This window comes from Paenibacillus vortex V453, assembly GCF_000193415.1.
Taxonomy (GTDB): Bacteria; Bacillota; Bacilli; order Paenibacillales; family Paenibacillaceae; genus Paenibacillus_AQ; species Paenibacillus_AQ glucanolyticus.
The window spans coordinates 102,825-121,195 of sequence record NZ_ADHJ01000043.1; the positions used below are offsets into that span (position 1 = coordinate 102,825).

14 protein-coding genes and 1 pseudogene are annotated in these 18,371 nt (G+C 48.3%); 2 read left to right on the forward strand and 13 right to left on the reverse strand.

What is annotated here, in order from left to right; genetic code table 11:
- Positions 1–140 precede the first annotated feature (140 nt).
- The 7 genes and pseudogenes from ytvI to PVOR_RS23760 form a co-directional block, all read right to left on the reverse strand.
- Positions 141–1,172, reverse strand: a complete 1,032-nt coding sequence (gene ytvI, locus PVOR_RS23730) for a sporulation integral membrane protein YtvI (protein WP_006212068.1) — start codon at positions 1,170–1,172, stop codon at positions 141–143.
- Positions 1,173–1,206: 34 nt separating this feature from the next.
- Positions 1,207–2,532: a hemolysin family protein gene (locus PVOR_RS23735; RefSeq protein ID WP_006212069.1), complete on the reverse strand. Its 1,326-nt coding sequence runs from the start codon at positions 2,530–2,532 to the stop codon at positions 1,207–1,209.
- Between the two features lie 25 nt (positions 2,533–2,557).
- Positions 2,558–3,700 (reverse strand): annotated as a pseudogene (gene yfkAB, locus PVOR_RS23740) (radical SAM/CxCxxxxC motif protein YfkAB).
- A 138-nt stretch (positions 3,701–3,838) separates the two neighbouring features.
- Entirely contained in the window at positions 3,839–6,100 is a 2,262-nt protein-coding gene (locus PVOR_RS23745; RefSeq protein ID WP_006212070.1) for an MMPL family transporter, read from the reverse strand.
- Positions 6,101–6,118: 18 nt separating this feature from the next.
- Entirely contained in the window at positions 6,119–7,216 is a 1,098-nt protein-coding gene (locus PVOR_RS23750) for an HD-GYP domain-containing protein (RefSeq protein ID WP_040680931.1), read from the reverse strand.
- A gap of 105 nt (positions 7,217–7,321) precedes the next feature.
- Entirely contained in the window at positions 7,322–8,146 is an 825-nt protein-coding gene (locus tag PVOR_RS23755; protein WP_006212072.1) for an undecaprenyl-diphosphate phosphatase, read from the reverse strand.
- A 66-nt stretch (positions 8,147–8,212) separates the two neighbouring features.
- A complete protein-coding gene (locus PVOR_RS23760) occupies positions 8,213–9,646 on the reverse strand; it encodes a bifunctional metallophosphatase/5'-nucleotidase (RefSeq protein ID WP_006212073.1) in 1,434 nt (477 codons plus the stop codon).
- Positions 9,647–9,759: 113 nt separating this feature from the next.
- Here PVOR_RS23760 and moaD point away from each other — a divergent pair, with 113 nt between their 5' ends.
- Positions 9,760–10,497: a molybdopterin converting factor subunit 1 gene (moaD, locus tag PVOR_RS23765; protein ID WP_006212074.1), complete on the forward strand. Its 738-nt coding sequence runs from the start codon at positions 9,760–9,762 to the stop codon at positions 10,495–10,497.
- An 89-nt stretch (positions 10,498–10,586) separates the two neighbouring features.
- Complete coding sequence (locus PVOR_RS23770; protein WP_006212075.1) at positions 10,587–11,633, forward strand: HD-GYP domain-containing protein; 1,047 nt, start codon at positions 10,587–10,589, stop codon at positions 11,631–11,633.
- 366 nt (positions 11,634–11,999) lie between these two features.
- Here PVOR_RS23770 and sufB read toward each other — a convergent pair whose 3' ends face one another.
- The 6 genes from sufB to PVOR_RS23800 all read right to left on the reverse strand — a co-directional run bounded on the left by sufB (position 12,000) and on the right by PVOR_RS23800 (position 18,090).
- Positions 12,000–13,397 carry a Fe-S cluster assembly protein SufB gene (sufB, locus tag PVOR_RS23775; protein WP_006212076.1) on the reverse strand — a complete coding sequence of 466 codons (1,398 nt, stop codon included), beginning with the start codon at positions 13,395–13,397 and terminating at the stop codon, positions 12,000–12,002.
- Between the two features lie 35 nt (positions 13,398–13,432).
- Positions 13,433–13,852, reverse strand: coding sequence for a Fe-S cluster assembly sulfur transfer protein SufU (sufU, locus tag PVOR_RS23780; protein ID WP_006212077.1), 420 nt, complete (start codon positions 13,850–13,852; stop codon positions 13,433–13,435).
- Positions 13,842–15,062, reverse strand: coding sequence for a cysteine desulfurase (locus PVOR_RS23785; protein WP_006212078.1), 1,221 nt, complete (start codon positions 15,060–15,062; stop codon positions 13,842–13,844). Before PVOR_RS23785 ends, sufU begins: the two co-directional genes overlap by 11 nt.
- A complete protein-coding gene (gene sufD, locus PVOR_RS23790; protein ID WP_006212079.1) occupies positions 15,059–16,363 on the reverse strand; it encodes a Fe-S cluster assembly protein SufD in 1,305 nt (434 codons plus the stop codon). Before sufD ends, PVOR_RS23785 begins: the two co-directional genes overlap by 4 nt.
- Positions 16,364–16,385: 22 nt before the next feature.
- Complete coding sequence (gene sufC / locus PVOR_RS23795) at positions 16,386–17,168, reverse strand: Fe-S cluster assembly ATPase SufC (protein ID WP_006212080.1); 783 nt, start codon at positions 17,166–17,168, stop codon at positions 16,386–16,388.
- Positions 17,169–17,613: 445 nt separating this feature from the next.
- Positions 17,614–18,090: a Dps family protein gene (locus PVOR_RS23800; RefSeq protein ID WP_006212081.1), complete on the reverse strand. Its 477-nt coding sequence runs from the start codon at positions 18,088–18,090 to the stop codon at positions 17,614–17,616.
- Positions 18,091–18,371: the final 281 nt, after the last annotated feature.

The window sequence follows — 18,371 nt, forward strand, 5'->3', positions numbered from 1 at the left end:
TCCTTATGTTTTACTATCCGTAATATCAAGGACTCTTCGTAATTAACATATGTCCTTCGCCCAGAAAATGAACTCCAAATTGACAAAAAAACCCTCATCTCTGGAATATTTCCGGGAAAAGGGTTCTTTTCAAGTTGTCCTTAAAATTTAATTTTGATTTGGAACAAGCCTGCTTTGCGCATCGCTGAGTAGATAATGACGACTAATGGACCGATAAAAAATCCGATGACGCCAACCAGCTTAAATCCGACATACATGCTGACCAGAGCAGGTAATGCGCCTATACCAACAGCATCACCGATGACCTTCGGTTCCAATACACGGCGGATCACCGTAATCAGAATGAACAGGAAGATCAAGCCGAGCCCTGTGAAAACATCACCTGTTGCAAGCAGATACACCGACCATGGCACCAATACGGACCCTACGCCCAGAATCGGAAGAATGTCGACAATCGTAACAAGCAGAGCGATTGCCAGCGGGTAGTTAATCCCTAATATCAGCAAGCCCAGCAGTGTGATCACATATGTAAACAGACTGAGTATCAGCTGTGCCCGTAAAAATCCGAAAATTGATTTTTTCAGGCTGAGCAGCACTTCATTCACCTGCGACTGCGATGTCTCATCAAACAAGGAGAGCACTCTTTCTCGCATCGTATCCAGACTGAAGGCAAATAAGTACACGGCCACGCAGAACACGATGAAGGTTACAAACAGGTTAGGCAATGTTTTGGCAAAGGACAGGAATGTCGATGATACCGAATTGACAAGCGACTGCACATAGGAAGAAATATTCGACATAAACTCGGTCAGACTGTCTGCAAGTCCCGGCGAAATGCCGTTCAGCATGTCTTGAGCTTGTATAATCGTATGCTGAAGGAATTCGTTAGCCCCTTCAAAATATTGCGGAGCCCGGCTCCAGTACTCAACCAGCTGGTTAAACACCTGCAGGCCGATTAAATAGGCTAACAGCAGCAGCAAGAGAAGGAACAGTGTGCTTGTAGCGGTGGCCGCCGCGATCCGATTGAGCCGCAGCCTTTTCATTAAGAGCCGATTTAACGGCTCCAGTGCAATAGCAATGACAATGGCCAACAAGAAGGGAGCTCCCACCGTAAACATTCCGTACAGCAAGAAGAGCCCCAGGCCGATAAATATCAGCTGCTTAATCGACATAATCCACTTCCTAACAAATAGAGTCTTGCTAGTTCTAAGTGAAGCTGCTATCCAGCTTCTGATGAATCATGACGCGGTTTACACGAAAACGGGTTGACTCCTCCACCTCGAAGACCACTCCATCGAATGTTGTTTTCTTCCCGACTGCCGGATTACCTTCAAGTTCCTTGAATAACCAGCCGCCAATGGAATCAACATTATGCTCCTCAATCATTAATCCGGTTAAATCATTCACTTCTTCAATGAGCATTCGCCCATCCACCGAAAAGTACTCATCGTACACTTCCATTTCCGGACGTTCATCTTCAAATTCATCGTACAAGTCACCGACGATCTCTTCCAGAATCTTCTCGGCTGTGAGTATGCCGGCAGTTCCCCCATACTCATCTATCACAAGAGCAAGCTGCTCATGCTTCGCTTGCATCTGACGAAGCACCTTGCTGATCTCCGTCGATTCCGATACGTCCATAATCGGTCTGACCAAGCTGGCCAGATCACGCTGTTTCTCAGGATCGGCGAGTAAAAGATCCGTAATATGAACAAATCCGATGATGCGGTCCTTGTTGTCCGTTGCAACCGGATAACGGGAATGCTTCGTCTCGCTGACAATCTGCAAGTTCTCTTCCAACGTAAGATTCGTGAACAGAACGTCCATATCGGTTCTCGGCAGCATGATTTCCCTGGCTCGCAAGTCGGAGAAATCGAACAGGTTGTCCATCAGCTTCATCTCATTCTCATCGATGACCCCGCTCTTTGCACTCTCGTTCATCAGAATTCGAATCTCTTCTTCCGAGTGGGCCGCCTCAGCTTCGCTTACCGGCTGAATACCGGCCAGCTTGAGGATACGGTTTGCGGACGCATTGAGTATCCAGATCACCGGCAGAAAAATGCGGTAAAACCAGAGCAGCGGAGCCGACAGGATCAGTGCCGTCCCCTCCGTTCGCTGAATCGCAATTGATTTAGGGGCAAGCTCCCCTAATACAATATGCAGGAAGGTGATAATACAGAAGCCGACTGCAACGGAGATTGTGCTGATCAATCGCTCATCCGTAAAGCCAATACTGTGCATAATCGGCGCTACCAGCAAATCCGAAATTGCAGGTTCCCCAATCCAGCCCAAACCCAGTGAAGTCAAGGTGATTCCAAGCTGAGTCGCGGATAAATACGCATCCAGCTTTTGGTTAACTTTCAGCGCAATACCTGCAAGCCGGTTGCCTTCACTAACGAGCTGGGTCAACCGGGATTGACGCATCTTCACAAGTGAAAACTCCGCAGCTACAAACACACCGTTCAACAAAACGAGCAGGAAAACCAAGAGTAAATTCAAAATCAGTTGCCCGACCTCAAATTCCTCTGCCATGATGACACGCCTTCTTTCTAGGGTTCTAGTTTGTCTGTGCTTTTCTTGACTTGAAATCCACACCCCGATAGTACATGTCAGCTACCAACAAATTCGGGCCGCAGCAGCTTACTGCATCACAATGACAGTTGACGGTTTGATTTAACGGGTGGCCGGTCGACCATTCGTCAAAAATATCGTCCAGCTTCTGTTCCTTAATATTACCAAAAGCCGGGATATCAGCAAAATCCGTAACATACACGTCACCCGAGAATAAATTCACATTCACCCGGTTGCGACCATCCGGATCATTGCGAACCGTTACATTAGGCTCTTGCCGCAGGCGGCGGATGATCTCCTGATCGTTAGCATCGAAGCTGCACGCATAAAAAGGCAGCGTTCCGAACAGCATCCAGATCTCAGGGTCGCGCACATCCAGCAAATGCTGAATGGCGGCCTTCGTATCCGCTAAGGACAACACAGGCAGAGCAGAAGCAAAGTTCGATGCATACATCGGATGGACTTCATGCCGCTTAGCGCCCATGTCCTTAATCAACCTGTGAATGCCTCCCAATTTGGTATGCGTTCGATAGTTAATCATGGATTCAGCGGAGATGTACATTCCCGCCCGCACTCAATTTTTCCGAATTGAGAAGCATCGTATCATACTATACTTGTATGCTGTTTCCTTAGAAACAGGACGCGCACTATTCGCAAATCCGACTTCATAGAAGTCGTCCCCGTTCAAATAATTAAAGGAGATATGCATAACATCCAGATAGGGCAGCATCTTCTCGTAACGGCTGATATCGAGCGTCAAATTAGAGTTCATCTGGGTCCGAATTCCCCGATCCCTGGCATACTTAAGAAGGGGAACAATCACGTTGTCCACCGTCTTGCCGAGAAATGCCGGTTCCCCACCGGTCAAACTGATCGTCTGCAGATGCTCTACCTCGTCGAGCCGCCTCAGCATGGTATCAAGTGGCAGCATCGGAGCTTCCTTCATGACAAGCATATCGCCAACAGCGCAATGTTCACAGCGCATATTACAAAGATGCGTCACTGTCATTTCCACGCTGGTCAGCACATGGCGGCCATGCTCACGCAATGAAGTTATCGGATCCCACGGATCATAACTCGGCGAAATGGGCCTCAAGGCTGATGGAAATGGCTGTGCTGTATTACTCATGGTTCACTCACCTTACTTCTTTGAATTACCGATTCTATCAGTACAACTTACATGGATGTACTTACGGTTGTTGATCATGCCCATTATATGATTATAACATACCCGTACAGAAGGCTTGTGTTTCATTCTTAGAGAATATCAGCCGGTTTCCCTTCCGCGATCAGGCGTATCCCTGGCAGCAGGCTTATATCGAGGAAACATCCAGTTTGGACTCCACCAATTGGCTCTGCCCAGCATTTTCATGAATGCAGGAACAAGCAAAACACGAATCACCGTAGCATCCAGAAGAACAGCCGCAGTTAAACCTAAACCGATTGCTTTCATGACTTCATTATCCGTAAATACAAAGGCACCCACAACGACAGCCAGAATCAGGGCAGCACTTGTGATCAGCCCACCCGTGCTCTCCAGACCTTCGGCTGTGCTGTATTCATTATCCCCCGTCCGCTCATAGTTCTCCATAATCCGAGAGAGCATCATGACTTCATAGTCCATGGATATGCCAAACACAACACAGAATATCAGTATCGGCAAAAGTGCAAAAATGGATCCTGTTGAGGACACGCCCAGCCATTCTGCGCCTATCCCCTCTTGAAATACCCACACAACGATCCCGAGTCCCGCACCAAGGCTGAGCAGGTTCATCACACTCGCTTTTAACGGGAGCACCATCGATCGGAACGCTATAAGGAGAATGACGTAAGTCACTACAAATACAAAGGTAAGGACAAACAGAATATTCTGATGAATAACGTCAATGATGTCCAGTTTATAAGCAGGGCTACCTGTTACATAGGTTGTCAGGCCCAACGCATCCATCGTTCTCAAATCCCGGACAAGCTGCGTTGTTAACGCATGAGATTCACCGTATTCCGGAATCACAGCTACTGCGGCCATCTCTCCCCTTACGAAACGATGCTGTTCCAGCTGCTGGCGGATATCTGCACGAGACAAATACTTGGACACTTCATCGATGGACCCCCGCCCGATGCTCAGATAGCTCTCCACCCGCTTCACGCCCGGCATGATCCTGATTTCATCCGTATATGCCTTCATCTGCTCGATGCTGCGCAAATCCTCATAAGAGGCAGGCAGCTCCACAGCAACAACGATGGAGTTTAGTTCACGCTCATCATAAGCCTGTGCAAGCAGGTCATGACCATAACGGGATTCATAGGCTGGAGGCAGAACCTCGGCAGCCGGGATCTCGATGTTCATGTTTCGTACCGGATAAATGGCCAGCAGAAGCGCACCGATCACAGCTATCGAGATCGTCACAGGATGAGCCATGACAAACCTGGATAGTTTTCTCCACATGCCTGAAGTCTGCTGTGCACGGAAGTGCCGGAATTTGGCCGGGAATAGAGGGAGTGTATGAATGCGGGGTCCCAGTAGCCCCAACAGTGCGGGAAGAAGCGTGTTGCCTGCCAGAACCGATAACAGCACCACCGTAATGCCGCCAAGGCTAAAGGAACGGAAAATCGGCAGATTGATAAAACCCATGGCCACAAAACCGATCAATACAGCGGCTCCGGAGAACATGACCGCTTTGCCGGCTGTTGCACAAGTGACGGCCAAGGCACTTTCCACGTCTCCGCTGCGCGCTTGCATCTCTTCTTTGAATCGGCTTACTACGATCAGAGCATAATCAATACCTACAGCCAGACCCAGCATCGTGACAACATTCGGAAGAAAATTACTGATCGAACCGTCAGCCATGGCAACAAAATACAGGAGCCCCATCGTAACAACCACGCTGACCACGCCTGCGATCAGCGGAAGGATCGCCGCGGTCAATGTGCCGAAGACCACGGCCAAAATGATCAAAGCTGCAGGTATGCCAATCATCTCGGCTTGGATTATGTCGCTTTTGACAGCTTCATTCATATCGGCGAATATGGCCGTATTTCCGGTTATGTAAGTATCCGCTCCCGTAATGGCAGGGACCGATTCCCTAATCTCATCAAACTGTAACAGGGCTTCCGAGGAGTCCAGGTCCAGCAGCACCGTCACCGATACGATATGGTCCTGACCGGCTCTATGAGCTGCCATATTCATATAGATATCTCTCACGTAAGGACGGGAACGCAAAGGCTCCAGCTCCGTTAGAATACGCCTCTGCGCCATGCCTGTTGTCAGGTTCTCATCACTGTTGCTGACCACGACAATATCCAGCGAGGCTGCCGAAAGTCCCAGCCCTTCCTCCAGCTTTTCAATCCCGATCTGGGCGGGACTATCCTCCGGTGTAAATCCGTTATGCTGCAATATAGAAGGAAGTTTAAATGCAAAAGGAAGCAGCCCGCAAAACAAAATAAGCCAAGTTACAACAACGGCTTTACGGTAGCGATATATCTGTCGCCCCCATGTATGCAGCAATGTTGTACGGCCGTTACGTTTCACGAGTCAACCTCCTTATAGTCAAGTTTGATCTATGGTGCTCTGTCCGATTCCGGCAATCATGATCGCCAAGGTTTCGGATAAATCCAATTCGTACGGAGCCGAGAGCGGCGTTCCGTCCCCATCCGTTAAGACACGAACCACCGGCCGATGGGGCACATGCGCGTGGATTTTGGATACAACCCCGCTTTCACCCGTGTGCAGCTTCACCGTTATCCCTGGAGGATATATTGCTACGCGGTCGCGGAACATGGCCAGAAATTGCTGTTCATACAGCGTTCCCGACCCGGCATACATGACTTCTACCGCTTCATGCGGCAGTAAGGCAGGCTTGTACACCCGCTGCGTTGTCATCGCATCGTAAGAATCCGTAATGGCAATCCATTTGGCATATTCATGGATATCAGGGCCTTTCAATGCTCTTGGATAACCGCTGCCGTCCAGACGCTCATGATGCGACAGCGCGCAATGAGCCGATAACAGCGGAATATTGGGCTCGTCCTTTAATATTTTGAACCCGATTTCGGTATGCTTCTGGATCTCGCGAAATTCATCCTCGCTAAGCCGCCCGGGATGCTGCAGAAGCTTCTGGGAAATCCTGGTTTTTCCAATATCATGGAGCAGAGCCCCCAGACCGAGAACTCGAAGCTCCTCCCGGTTATATCCGTAGGACACGCCAAGAACCGTTGAATATAAACATACGTTTAAGGAATGGCGGTACAGATTGTAATCATTCGTATTCATATCGGTCAGCAGCACCATACACTCATCATGTCCCGATATTTCATCCATGATCGATTCCATCATTCCCGAAAATGTCTTGCCCAAATGAAGAAAGCTGCCTTTCAGACTCGCTTGACTCTCCAGGTTCTTGAAGCTGGTTCGAATCGACCGAATCGCCTGAAGCCGTGTTTCTTCCGTCAATAACTCCGGAACCACGATATCCTCTGTCACCGCATCCTCGATATATACATATCCCAATTCTAATGTGCCAAGTCGGCGGATCAGTCCAGTCGTCAGTTCAACACCTTCAGCAAGCAGGACCAAACCGTCGCTATTGTATATTCTTTTACCAAGTACCATTCCCGGCCTCAACGCATGGATAGGTATAAGACGCAAATCCGTCACTTCCTCTGCTATTCTCAAACTTGTGTGGGATATAGCGTCTAGTCTTCAGTCGATCACTATACGAAGAAGCCGGACCACCTCTTGTGCCTACGATCTCTAGTGCATAATAAACAGCCAGAAAACAGCGGCGAGAACAAAACGGTAGATCGCGAAATGAGTGAGACGTATCTTCTGTATAAGCTTCATGAAGGCCAAGACGACAAAATAAGCGACAACAAACGAAACGATAAATCCGGCGAGAAATACACCAATCGTATCTGAAGTAAAATATGGATAAGAATCCAGCAATTCATAACCGGATGCAGCACACATAATAGGAATTGCGATAAGAAAAGAGAAATCGGCCGATGCCTTGTAACTCACTCCGCTGAGCATGCCGCCGGAGATGGTCGAGCCCGAACGGGAAAAGCCCGGCCATAATACCGATATGATCTGATAGACACCAATCAGAAGTGCCTGCTTGTATGTCAATTCGTCCAGATCGTGTGAAGTCACTTGGACTTTATTTTTGTTGTACCATTCTGCAAATATCATGAAAATACCGCCCGCAACAAGTGCAAATAACACGGTTTGGGCATGAAAGAGGCTCTTGATGAAATCCCTCGCAAAAAACGCTACCAGCAGCGCTGGAGCAATGCCCAAAAATACATGAATCAGATTCAGTTTTTTGCGCGGCGCCTTTTTGTTCAAAGATTCACTTCGACTCCAGCCCAGCAGGTTCAGAATACGATTCCAGTAAACAATCGCAATCGCCAAAATAGCGCCAAGCTGAATAACAATTTCAAATGTCTTCATGATCGCTGTTTGATCATCGTACCCTAACACCTTGGCTGTCAAAATCATGTGGCCTGTGGAAGACACCGGAATGAATTCCGTTAATCCTTCCACAATCCCCAGTATAATAGCTGTTATAAAATCCATGTCCATCCCCTCCCTAACCTTTGTCCTCATATGTATGCTCGGCCAAAGGAAGTTAGTCGGGGGTTGTCAGGATATCCAGCGTGAAATCAAGGTCTCTTCAAGCGAGCCGGGGCGCGAGAGTTCTTTTCGCAGCAAATCTCGGATAAACTCCGGCAGCATGTAAACCGTATCCTTGCCAAGTGCCAGCGTCTCGTATCCGATTTTGAAAGTGAACATGTCCAGCGTCCCCACTTCATATTCACGTTGTCGATCCAGCGGCTGTCCCTGGATGGAGATATCGGTGATCTTGTGATACGGCTCTCCCTGCTTATCGTAGTGAATGCTTAATCCGTCTACGGCAAGCCCGCCTAATATATAGCCGCGAAAGCCGAAACCGAGTATTTTCTTGCTGCTAAACTCCTGGAGTAGACTCTCTTCAAGCGCCTGGTAGATATGTTCCCCAAGCAGCTTCACTACACAGGGGTTAATGGGGGAAGGACACAAACCATGGAGCATTCCCGTACTGATCTCGCCCTCCGGCAATGGACCGAGCAGCTGTCCCGAGTTAACGATGGCAAGTTCTGCCCCTGTGTGCTGAAGCACGGCCTGAGCCAGCAGGTTTGCAAACGGCGACTCCTCTTCATAATGGATCGGCAGACTCCGATCTATAACGGCAACAGACTCCGTTAATCGCTCCCTTGCCAACTCATGATGCCTCATGATCGCTTGTTCGACGATCGGCTCCATCACGCTCTTGTCAACGGGCAGAAGGCTGCCCTCAATACAAGTAAACCGCTCCTCCACATGGCTGCGCTGCATAACGATTCGACCAACATATTGTCCGAATTTGCCTGCGCCGCATACGGCGGTATTTCCGATCATCAGTGGTTCCTCTAAAATATGATGGGTATGACCGCCAAGAATGACATCAATGCCTTCGATAGTCTCTGCCAATCTTTTATCAATCGTTAGACCTAAATGGGATAGGACAATGACGATGTCGCACTTGTCCTGAAGTGCCTCTACTTGTTCAGCAATGGCCTGCACAGGATCCTCAGCTTCCCAGCCTAACAATTGATAAAATCCTGCAAAAGCAGCGGTTGCGCCAGTCAGCCCGATTCGGATGCCTTCCCGCTCAAGGATGACATGCTGTTTCATCCATGAAGGAGGAGCGCCGCTTATAGTCTCATGAATGTTGCAGCAGACGACAGGACATAGCAGTCCGGCGTAAACACTCTCCAAGATGTCATAGGGTATGGTCAACCCTTCATTATTGCCAATTGTAATCGCGTCGTATCCTGTCAGATTAATGACATCCACATTGGCTTGGCCCATGGAGCCTTCCGTTTCCACCGAAGCCCGGTCCATATGATCACCGATATCCAGTACGATAGCAGAATCGCCGGCAGCCGTCTTTTCCCGGGAAATAAGTGCCGCCACCTTACTCATCATTTCAAAATGGCTGTGTATATCGTTGGTATACAGTATGGTAAGCGTCTGTTTATTGCCTTGTATCCCCATCTGGCGGCCCCCCTCCCCATGTTCGTTTTACGATAATTTCCGGTCTTACAAGCATAACATTTTAGCGAAGAATATGGTATATTGTAGCCCATAAGAATTACGAGGTGATAAAGATGTCGACAACCATTCCTTTACTGCTATTCGCCGGACTAGCTGATCGGATCGGCACCAGTTCGCTTGCCTTCAACGTACCGGGCCTCCCGCTTACAGCCGGAGAATTAAAGTCGCTTCTCAGCGAAGCTTATCCTCATGCCAAATCCCAGATTGCCACCGCTTTTGTAGCGGTCAATCAAGAATATGCCCTATCGGATCAGCTTATTCAGATTGGCGATGAGGTTGCTCTCATTCCGCCTGTATCCGGCGGTGATGGAACAGAGGGGGATGCCCCTGACTCGAAGTCCTCCACGGATGGGAATTGCCTTATCACTTCCGACAAGCTGTCTGTAGAAGAGGCTGTAGCCAAAGTCCATGATGCAAATCATGGAGCTACACTTTCATTTATAGGAACTACCAGGGAAATGACCGGCGAGATGCGTACGGTTACGTTGGAATATGAGGCCTACATTCCGATGGCATTAAAAGAAATGCAGCAAATCTGTGCAGACATTCTCTCACAATGGCCTGGTACGCAATGCGCGATCTCTCATCGAATCGGTACCGTCGGCATAGGTGAAACCAGTGTGGTCATTGCCGTGTCCTCTCCCCATCGGGCATCCTGTTATGATGCCAGTCGCTACGCCATCGAACAGCTGAAGCGCTCCGTCCCGATATGGAAGAAGGAGATATGGGACGATGGGTCGGAGTGGAAAGGACCGCAGACTGGACCCTGGGACCCAATGATTAGGCAATAAGTCGTGATTATATCATTGTAAAACCATAATTTTCTTGCTAAGATAGTTTTGATCTTTTTACTTACTATAAGGGCAAGAGGTGCAATGATTTGAGAGTACATGTCACGGACCTGATACCCGGTGATCAAATGCAGCATGATGCTTACAACAGTAACGGCGTTCATGTTCTACAAAAAGGAGCAACACTTCGAATAGAGGATATATCCAAGCTGCTGCAGCACGGCATCGATTACATTGAAATAGAGCCACGGGCATTGACTGTATCCCTCGATCCATTATCTGAAATTTCAGATTCATTCAACAAGGTGAAACCACAATTCAATCTCGCATTCAACGGATGCTCCACCCTGTTCACGGAAGCATCTCAGTCCGGAAAGTTCAATGAATCCGTTGTAGACGATGTCTTCAAACCTTTGGTCGGCTCTCTGGATGAGCATACGGATGTCGTATCCCTCCTCCTCCTCTTTAACGGTAAAGATGATTACACCTACCGGCACTCCATTCAAGTAGGAATGTTATCGTACTATATAGCGGATTGGATGGGATATTCCCAAAAGGAAGCTTACGATATTGGCAAAGCCGGTTATCTCCACGACATTGGCAAGAGCAAGATTTCAAGAGATATACTGGACAAGCCTGGCAAGCTCACCCCTGAAGAGTTTGAGGAAGTGAAGCTGCACACCATCTATGGTTACGAGATGATCTCGGAATCCATGAATGATAAGGTTACCGCAATGGTTGCCCTGCAGCACCATGAGCGGGACGATGGCTCCGGTTATCCCAGAGCACTCCGTGAAGATCAGATCCATCCATATGCCCAAATATGTGCTGTCGCGGATGTATATAGCGCGATGACAACGAACCGGGTGTATCAGTCCAAGCAGCAGCTGTTAACCGTTCTTCGGGAGCTCTACAGCCTCAGTTTCGGAAAGCTGAACGGCAAGCCTACACACGCCTTCATCCAGCAAATGCTTCCGAACTTTATTGGCAAAAAAGTTCAGCTGACAACCGGTGAATCGGGCATTATTGTGATGAACAATCCCTCGGATTACTTCCGTCCGTTGGTGAAAACCGACGACCGGTTCATCGATCTTTCCAAGGAATACAATACGGCGATTCTGGAGATCCTCCTGTAATCTGTAAACCGCGTTTTTCTATGGTTACGTCCTTTTCGAATTCATTTCGATACATACATTTGAAATAAAGGTTCCCCGGCTGGATGAGAGATTCACCACCGGGGAACCTTTTCATATTTTCAAGGGAAGGTGTGATATTTCTCACATCCGATCCCTCCTGGTTTCTGGCAGAATATAAGACGTATCCCGATAACCTGAGCACGCAAGTATAAAAGTCACACTAGATACATCATGGGACCGTTCCTGTCAAAATGAATGGAGAAGGACACCATGCTTTCCCCTTCTCTGTGGGCTATAATAATCGGGAATAAGCAAAAAAAGGGGCAAACCACTCGCATGTGAGTGATTTGCCCCTGTGTTTAGGATTTAACCGATGGAACCTTCCATCTCGAACTTGATAAGACGATTCATCTCTACCGCATACTCCATTGGGAGTTCTTTGGTGAACGGTTCGATGAAGCCCATAACGATCATTTGTGTAGCTTCAGCTTCACTGAGACCACGGCTCATAAGGTAGAACAATTGATCCTCGGAAACCTTGGATACGGTCGCTTCATGCTCCAGCACGATATTATCGTTCTTGATTTCATTGTAAGGAATCGTATCGGATGTAGATTCGTTATCCAATATGAGTGTGTCACACTTAATGTTGGCTTTGGCGCCTTCCGCGTTGCGGCCGAAGGAGGCAAGTCCGCGGTACGTTACTTTACCGCCGTGCTTGCTGATGGATTTGGATACAATGGTAGACGTTGTATCCGGTGCCAGGTGAATCATTTTAGCCCCTGCATCCTGATGCTGGCCTTTACCTGCTACAGCGATGGACAATACCATCCCTTTAGCGCCGCGGCCTTTCAGAATAACAGCTGGGTATTTCATTGTAAGTTTGGAGCCGATGTTGCCATCAACCCATTCCATCGTTGCATTCTCTTCAGCAACCGCACGCTTCGTAACGAGGTTGTAGATATTAGGTGCCCAGTTCTGGATCGTTGTATAACGAACGCGAGCGTTCTTTTTACAGATGATCTCAACTACCGCGCTGTGAAGCGAGTTCGTGCTGTAGATTGGAGCTGTACAGCCCTCTACGTAGTGAACAAAGCTATCTTCGTCCGCAATGATCAGGGTACGCTCAAACTGTCCCATGTTCTCGGAGTTGATGCGGAAATATGCTTGCAGCGGAATTTCGCATTTTACACCTTTTGGAACATAGATAAAGCTTCCGCCGGACCATACGGCACTGTTAAGTGCAGCAAATTTGTTATCCGTTGGAGGTACCACCGTTGCAAAGTATTCTCTCAAAATTTCCGGATGCTCTCTGAGCGCCGTGTCGGTATCCATGAAGATGACACCTTGATCCTCAAGATCCTTCTGCATGTTGTGATAAACAACCTCGGATTCGTACTGTGCGGATACACCGGCCAGGAACTTCTGCTCTGCTTCCGGAATTCCTAATTTGTCAAAGGTTTCTTTGATCTCGGTAGGTACTTCCTCCCAAGTCTTCCCTTGCTTATCAGAAGGTCTTACATAATACTGGATATCGTTGAAATCGAGCTCGTCGAGGTCGCCGCCCCAGCGAGGCATTTGCATTTTCTCGAACTGCTCCAGTGATTTCAGGCGAAATTCCAGCATCCATTCCGGCTCGTTCTTGATTTTGGAAATTTCCATAACGACTTCACGTGTCAAACCTTTACCGGTTTGAAAAATAGCTTTGTGCTCGTCGCGGAAACCATATTTATACTCTTCCATTTCTGGTGCTTTTTTAGCCATTTAACTTACCTCCCTATCGATCTATTATCGTTCGCTTACTTCGCGTCTATTCCTTTTCGGAGTGCGTTCCACGCAAGTGTTGCACACTTAATGCGGGCAGGAAATTTATTAACACCGGATAGAGCTTCAATGTCCTCGTACTCTTCAAATTCCACGGCCTCACCTTTCATAAGGGAGGAGAAGCGGTTCGCAAGACTAATTGCTTCATCAAGCGACTTGCCCTTTACAGCATCGGTCATCATCGAAGCGGAAGACATGCTGATGGAACAGCCTTCGCCTGTATATTTGGCATCGGCAACTACGCCGTTCTCCACCTTCAGCTGCAAGGAAATTCGATCTCCGCAAGTCGGATTGTTCAAATCGATGGTTACCACATCTTCATCAAACTTTCCGCGGTTGCGGGGGTTCTTATAATGATCCATGATGACACGTCTATACAAATCGTCAAGTTGCATCGCCGAAATACTCCTTTGTCTGGATTAAGGCGCTAACTAACCGATCAACGTCCTCCTCTGTATTATACAGATAAAAGCTCGCACGTGCCGTAGATGATACTTTTAACCAACGCATAAGCGGCTGACAACAATGATGTCCTGCTCGAATCGCAATTCCTTGTGCATCAAGTACCGTGGCTACATCATGCGGGTGAACGTCTCCAAGATTGAATGTAACGAGACCGACCTTGCGTTCGCGTGGACCGTATATCGTAATCCCTTCAATCTCGGACATGCGGTTCATAGCGTAAGCCGCAAGCTGAGTCTCATGCTGTTCGATCGCGTCCATTCCGATTTCCTCCAGGAAATCGATAGCGGCGCCAAGACCGACAGCCCCTGCAATGATAGGCGTGCCCCCCTCAAACTTCCAAGGGAGCTCCTTCCAATTCGATTCGTACAATCCAACATCATTGATCATCTCGCCGCCGAATTCGATCGGCTCCATTGATTCCAGCAGCGCCTTCTTGCCGTATAATGCGCCGATGCCTGTTGGAGCACACATCTTGTGGCCGGACAAGGCGTAGAAATCGCAATCCAAGTCCTGAACGTCCACCTTCATGTGCGGTGTGCTTTGAGCGCCGTCAACCACAACAACTGCACCGTGGCGATGGGCGATTTCCGCGATTTGTTTTACAGGATGCACAATGCCCATGACATTGGATACGTAAGCAATCGCAACGACCTTCGTCCGTTCGGTAACGATGGCCTCTACATCCTCGACCCTGATCGAGCCGTCAGGCTGCAGAGGAATATATTTCAGCGTAGCGCCAACGGCCAGGGCCGCTTGCTGCCACGGAATGAGATTACTATGATGCTCCATTTCCGTCAGGACAATTTCATCCCCGGGACCGCATACAGAGCGTGCGTACGACGAAGCAACCAGATTCAGTGCCGTCGTTGTACCGCGGGTAAAAATAATCTGTTCCGAACTCTCGGCATTAATGAAACGGGCAACCTTCTCCCTGGCTCCTTCATAAGCGTCGGTAGCACGGCTGCCGAGCGTATGAACCCCGCGGTGCACATTGGAGTTCTCCCACTCGTAGTACCGCTTGACAGCATCTATGACTACCTGCGGCTTTTGAGATGTCGCGGCATTGTCGAGATATACCAGCGGATGTCCGTTAATCTCCTGATGAAGGATGGGAAATTGCTTACGGACGGAGGCTATCATTGTCCCAGCTTCCTTTCAACAAGCCCCTGCAGCTGATCGCGAAGTCCCTCAAGCGGGATTTCACTTACAACCGGAGCCAAGAAGCCATATATAATCAAGGATTCAGCCACTGTACGCGAGATACCGCGGGACATCAGGTAATAGACTTGCTCCCGATTCACTTGTCCGACGGACGCTGCGTGTCCTGCCGTTACATCGTCCTCGTCAATCAACAGGATCGGGTTCGCGTCGCCGCGGGCTTTCGGGCTGAGCATCAGAACGCGCTCGGTTTGTTGTCCGTCCGCCTTCGTTGCACCCTTCTCGATCTTGGTGATTCCGTTGATGATGGCCTGGGCTTCTTCACGCATGACCGCGCGAGTAATCATCTGGGATTCAGAGCTCTTGCCAAAATGCTTCGCTTGCGTCGTGTAGTTAATCTTCTGGGAGCCGGAACCAACCGCAATGATTTTTGCATCGGAGGTTGAGCCATTGCCCTTCAGAATACTCATGGTGTCACTTGCTGTATCCCCATCATTCATCTCGCCGACGATCCATTCGATGGAGGCATCATTCTCCAGCACCGCGCGGCGGAATGTAACATCCGTTACCTCGCCGGTCAATTGGTGTACGGAAGCATACCGAACCTTCGCGCCATTTTTAACGAATACTTCCACCGCTCCGTTGTGCGTTACCGGCGCAGTCAGGGAATCCGATACGTAGTTATCCACATACGTAATCTGACTGTTCGCTTCCGCTACGACCAGAACATGCGGAGCAAATGTCGCTTCGGCATCATCACTCAGCATAACGGCCTGAAGCGGAACATCCACCTCTACGTTTTTGGGAACATAGAGGAACACCCCGCCGTTCCATACCGCAGCATGCAGAGCAGCCATCGAATGCTCATCGTTCTTAAGCGCTTGGTGCAGATAAGGTTTAACCAAATCCGCATGCTCTTTAACCGCTGTTTCCAGATCAGTAAAGATAACGCCTTTTGCAGCAAGTTCCGGTGCCAAGCTTACATGCACGGTTCCCGAGTTGCGTTGAATAACCAGACCGCCTTCTCTTGAACCTTCTACAAGTTTAGCAACTTGTTCAGGCAGATCATCAAGGGAAGCAAGTTTCTTGCTCTCTTTATATTCACCGTAGCTTTGAATGTTCCAGCGTTCAATACGCTGTTTCTCCAGCTTGGGCAGTTCCAACTGGCCAGCCAGTTCCAGAGAAGCCAGACGGCTGTCTGTCAGCCAAGTCGGCTCCTGTTTACTTTCGGACAATGCCTTCAGAGCCTCAGCGTTGACCGGAAGAATGGTTTGTGTAGTCATATCGTTTCCTCCTCCCGTCTATTTACGCGTCTTGACCTACAGTTTCATCAGTAATGCCCAGCTCTTCTTTAATCCAGTCGTAACCCTCAGCTTCCAGACGCTCCGCCAGTTCTGGACCGCCGGATTTCACGATGCGGCCTTGCATCATAACATGTACATAATCTGGCGTGATATAGTTAAGCAAACGCTGGTAGTGGGTAATAATCAAGAAACCGCGTTCTTCCGATTTCATGGCATTCACGCCGTTCGCTACAATTCTCAAAGCATCGATATCAAGACCGGAGTCGATTTCGTCAAGAATCACAATTTTCGGATCCAGCATCATCATTTGCAGGATTTCGTTACGCTTCTTCTCACCGCCGGAGAAGCCTTCGTTCAGGTAACGATGGGCAAACTCAGGGTTCATCTCGAGCTCTTTCATTTTGCCTTCCATTTGACGGATGAATTTGATCAACGAGATTTCGTTACCTTCGCCGCGGCGCGCGTTGATGGAGCTGCGCAGGAAGTCGGAGTTCGTAACACCAGCGATTTCGCTAGGATATTGCATAGCCAGGAACAGACCGGCGAGTGCGCGCTCATCAACTTCCATATCCAGCACATCTTCATCATTCAACAAAACTTTACCGTCTGTAACTTCATATTTAGGATGACCCATCAAAGCGGAAGCCAACGTACTTTTGCCTGTGCCGTTTGGTCCCATGATGGCATGAATTTCTCCGCCCTTCATCTCAAGGTTGATCCCCTTAAGGATCTCCTTGCCTTCGATTGTTGCTTTCAATCCTTCAATGACAAACTTGGTTGACATATTAGATTCCCTCCGTTAGATAGGTAGTGTATTTTTGTCCTATATGATAACAGGATTTGGACGCCCTGATTTCATAAATAAAAAATAATTATTTATTTATAATCATTCTAAACTGATTATCAATGATTCTCAAGCCATTTTATAATAAAATATGACGTATTTCAACCGGACAAGCGTTTTAGAGACAACATTCGGACAACCAAAACACTTAAAAAACAGGCTTGACCGATAGACCGGCCAAGCCTGTTTTAATCTGCTCTGCTCATCCTGTAGTTGCTGATGCTTCTAGTGTCGTCACGGCATCCGTCACCGGCGTTAACGCTCGTTGACAAACGGTGTTATAGTCATCATCATGTTGAGCTGTACAGGCGCACGTTGGACGAGCACCCTAAAGCTCTGCAAATACAAGTCATGAACATGGCATCGTTACATTATTATTCACGAATTATCCAAGGAAAGAACGCAGCATCCACATATGCTTCTCAAGATCAGCCTTGAAGCCTGTAAACATATCCGCTGTAGGCGCATCTCCGGCTTCCTCAGCCATTTCGATACCTTCTGTCAGCTCTTCCGATACGGTAGCAAAGTCCTCAATCAGGGCTTGTACCATTCCGCGAGTATCCTCGTTGCCGGAAGCTTCCTGAACCGTTGCAAGTTCCAAATATTCTTTCATGGTTGCCGCAGGCTTGCCTTTGATCGACAGCAGGCGCTCCGCAACCTCATCCATTTTAAGTGTAACTTCATCGTACAGTTCCTCGAACTTGACATGAAGGGAGAAGAATTGCTCTCCTGTTACATACCAATGATAATTATGAAGTTTGACATAGAGCACGTTGAAATTCGCGACCTGTTGGTTCAACAGCTGCTCTAAGCTGGAGTTTTTTGTTTTTCCTGCAGATTTGCCTGATGTAGTTTTTGCCATGGTTAATCCCTTCCTTTTCTATATGAAATGCACCCTGTACTGCGACAAAGGAATATGCTGCAGATTGGTGTATACCCATTGTAACTGGAACCTTCTGCTAATGCCATTCCTTCATTAATATATAAGTACATCCTGAGCTTGGGCGTCTATTTGTAGTTTACCCTTACGGCTTCGAAGCGAATCAGATTCACCAAACTTAAGGGTTGCCAAAAAGTTATACAAAATTCGCGAAAAAACGTTATACTAGGTAATACCAAGCAAAAAAGTTGGCTTTGTTTTTC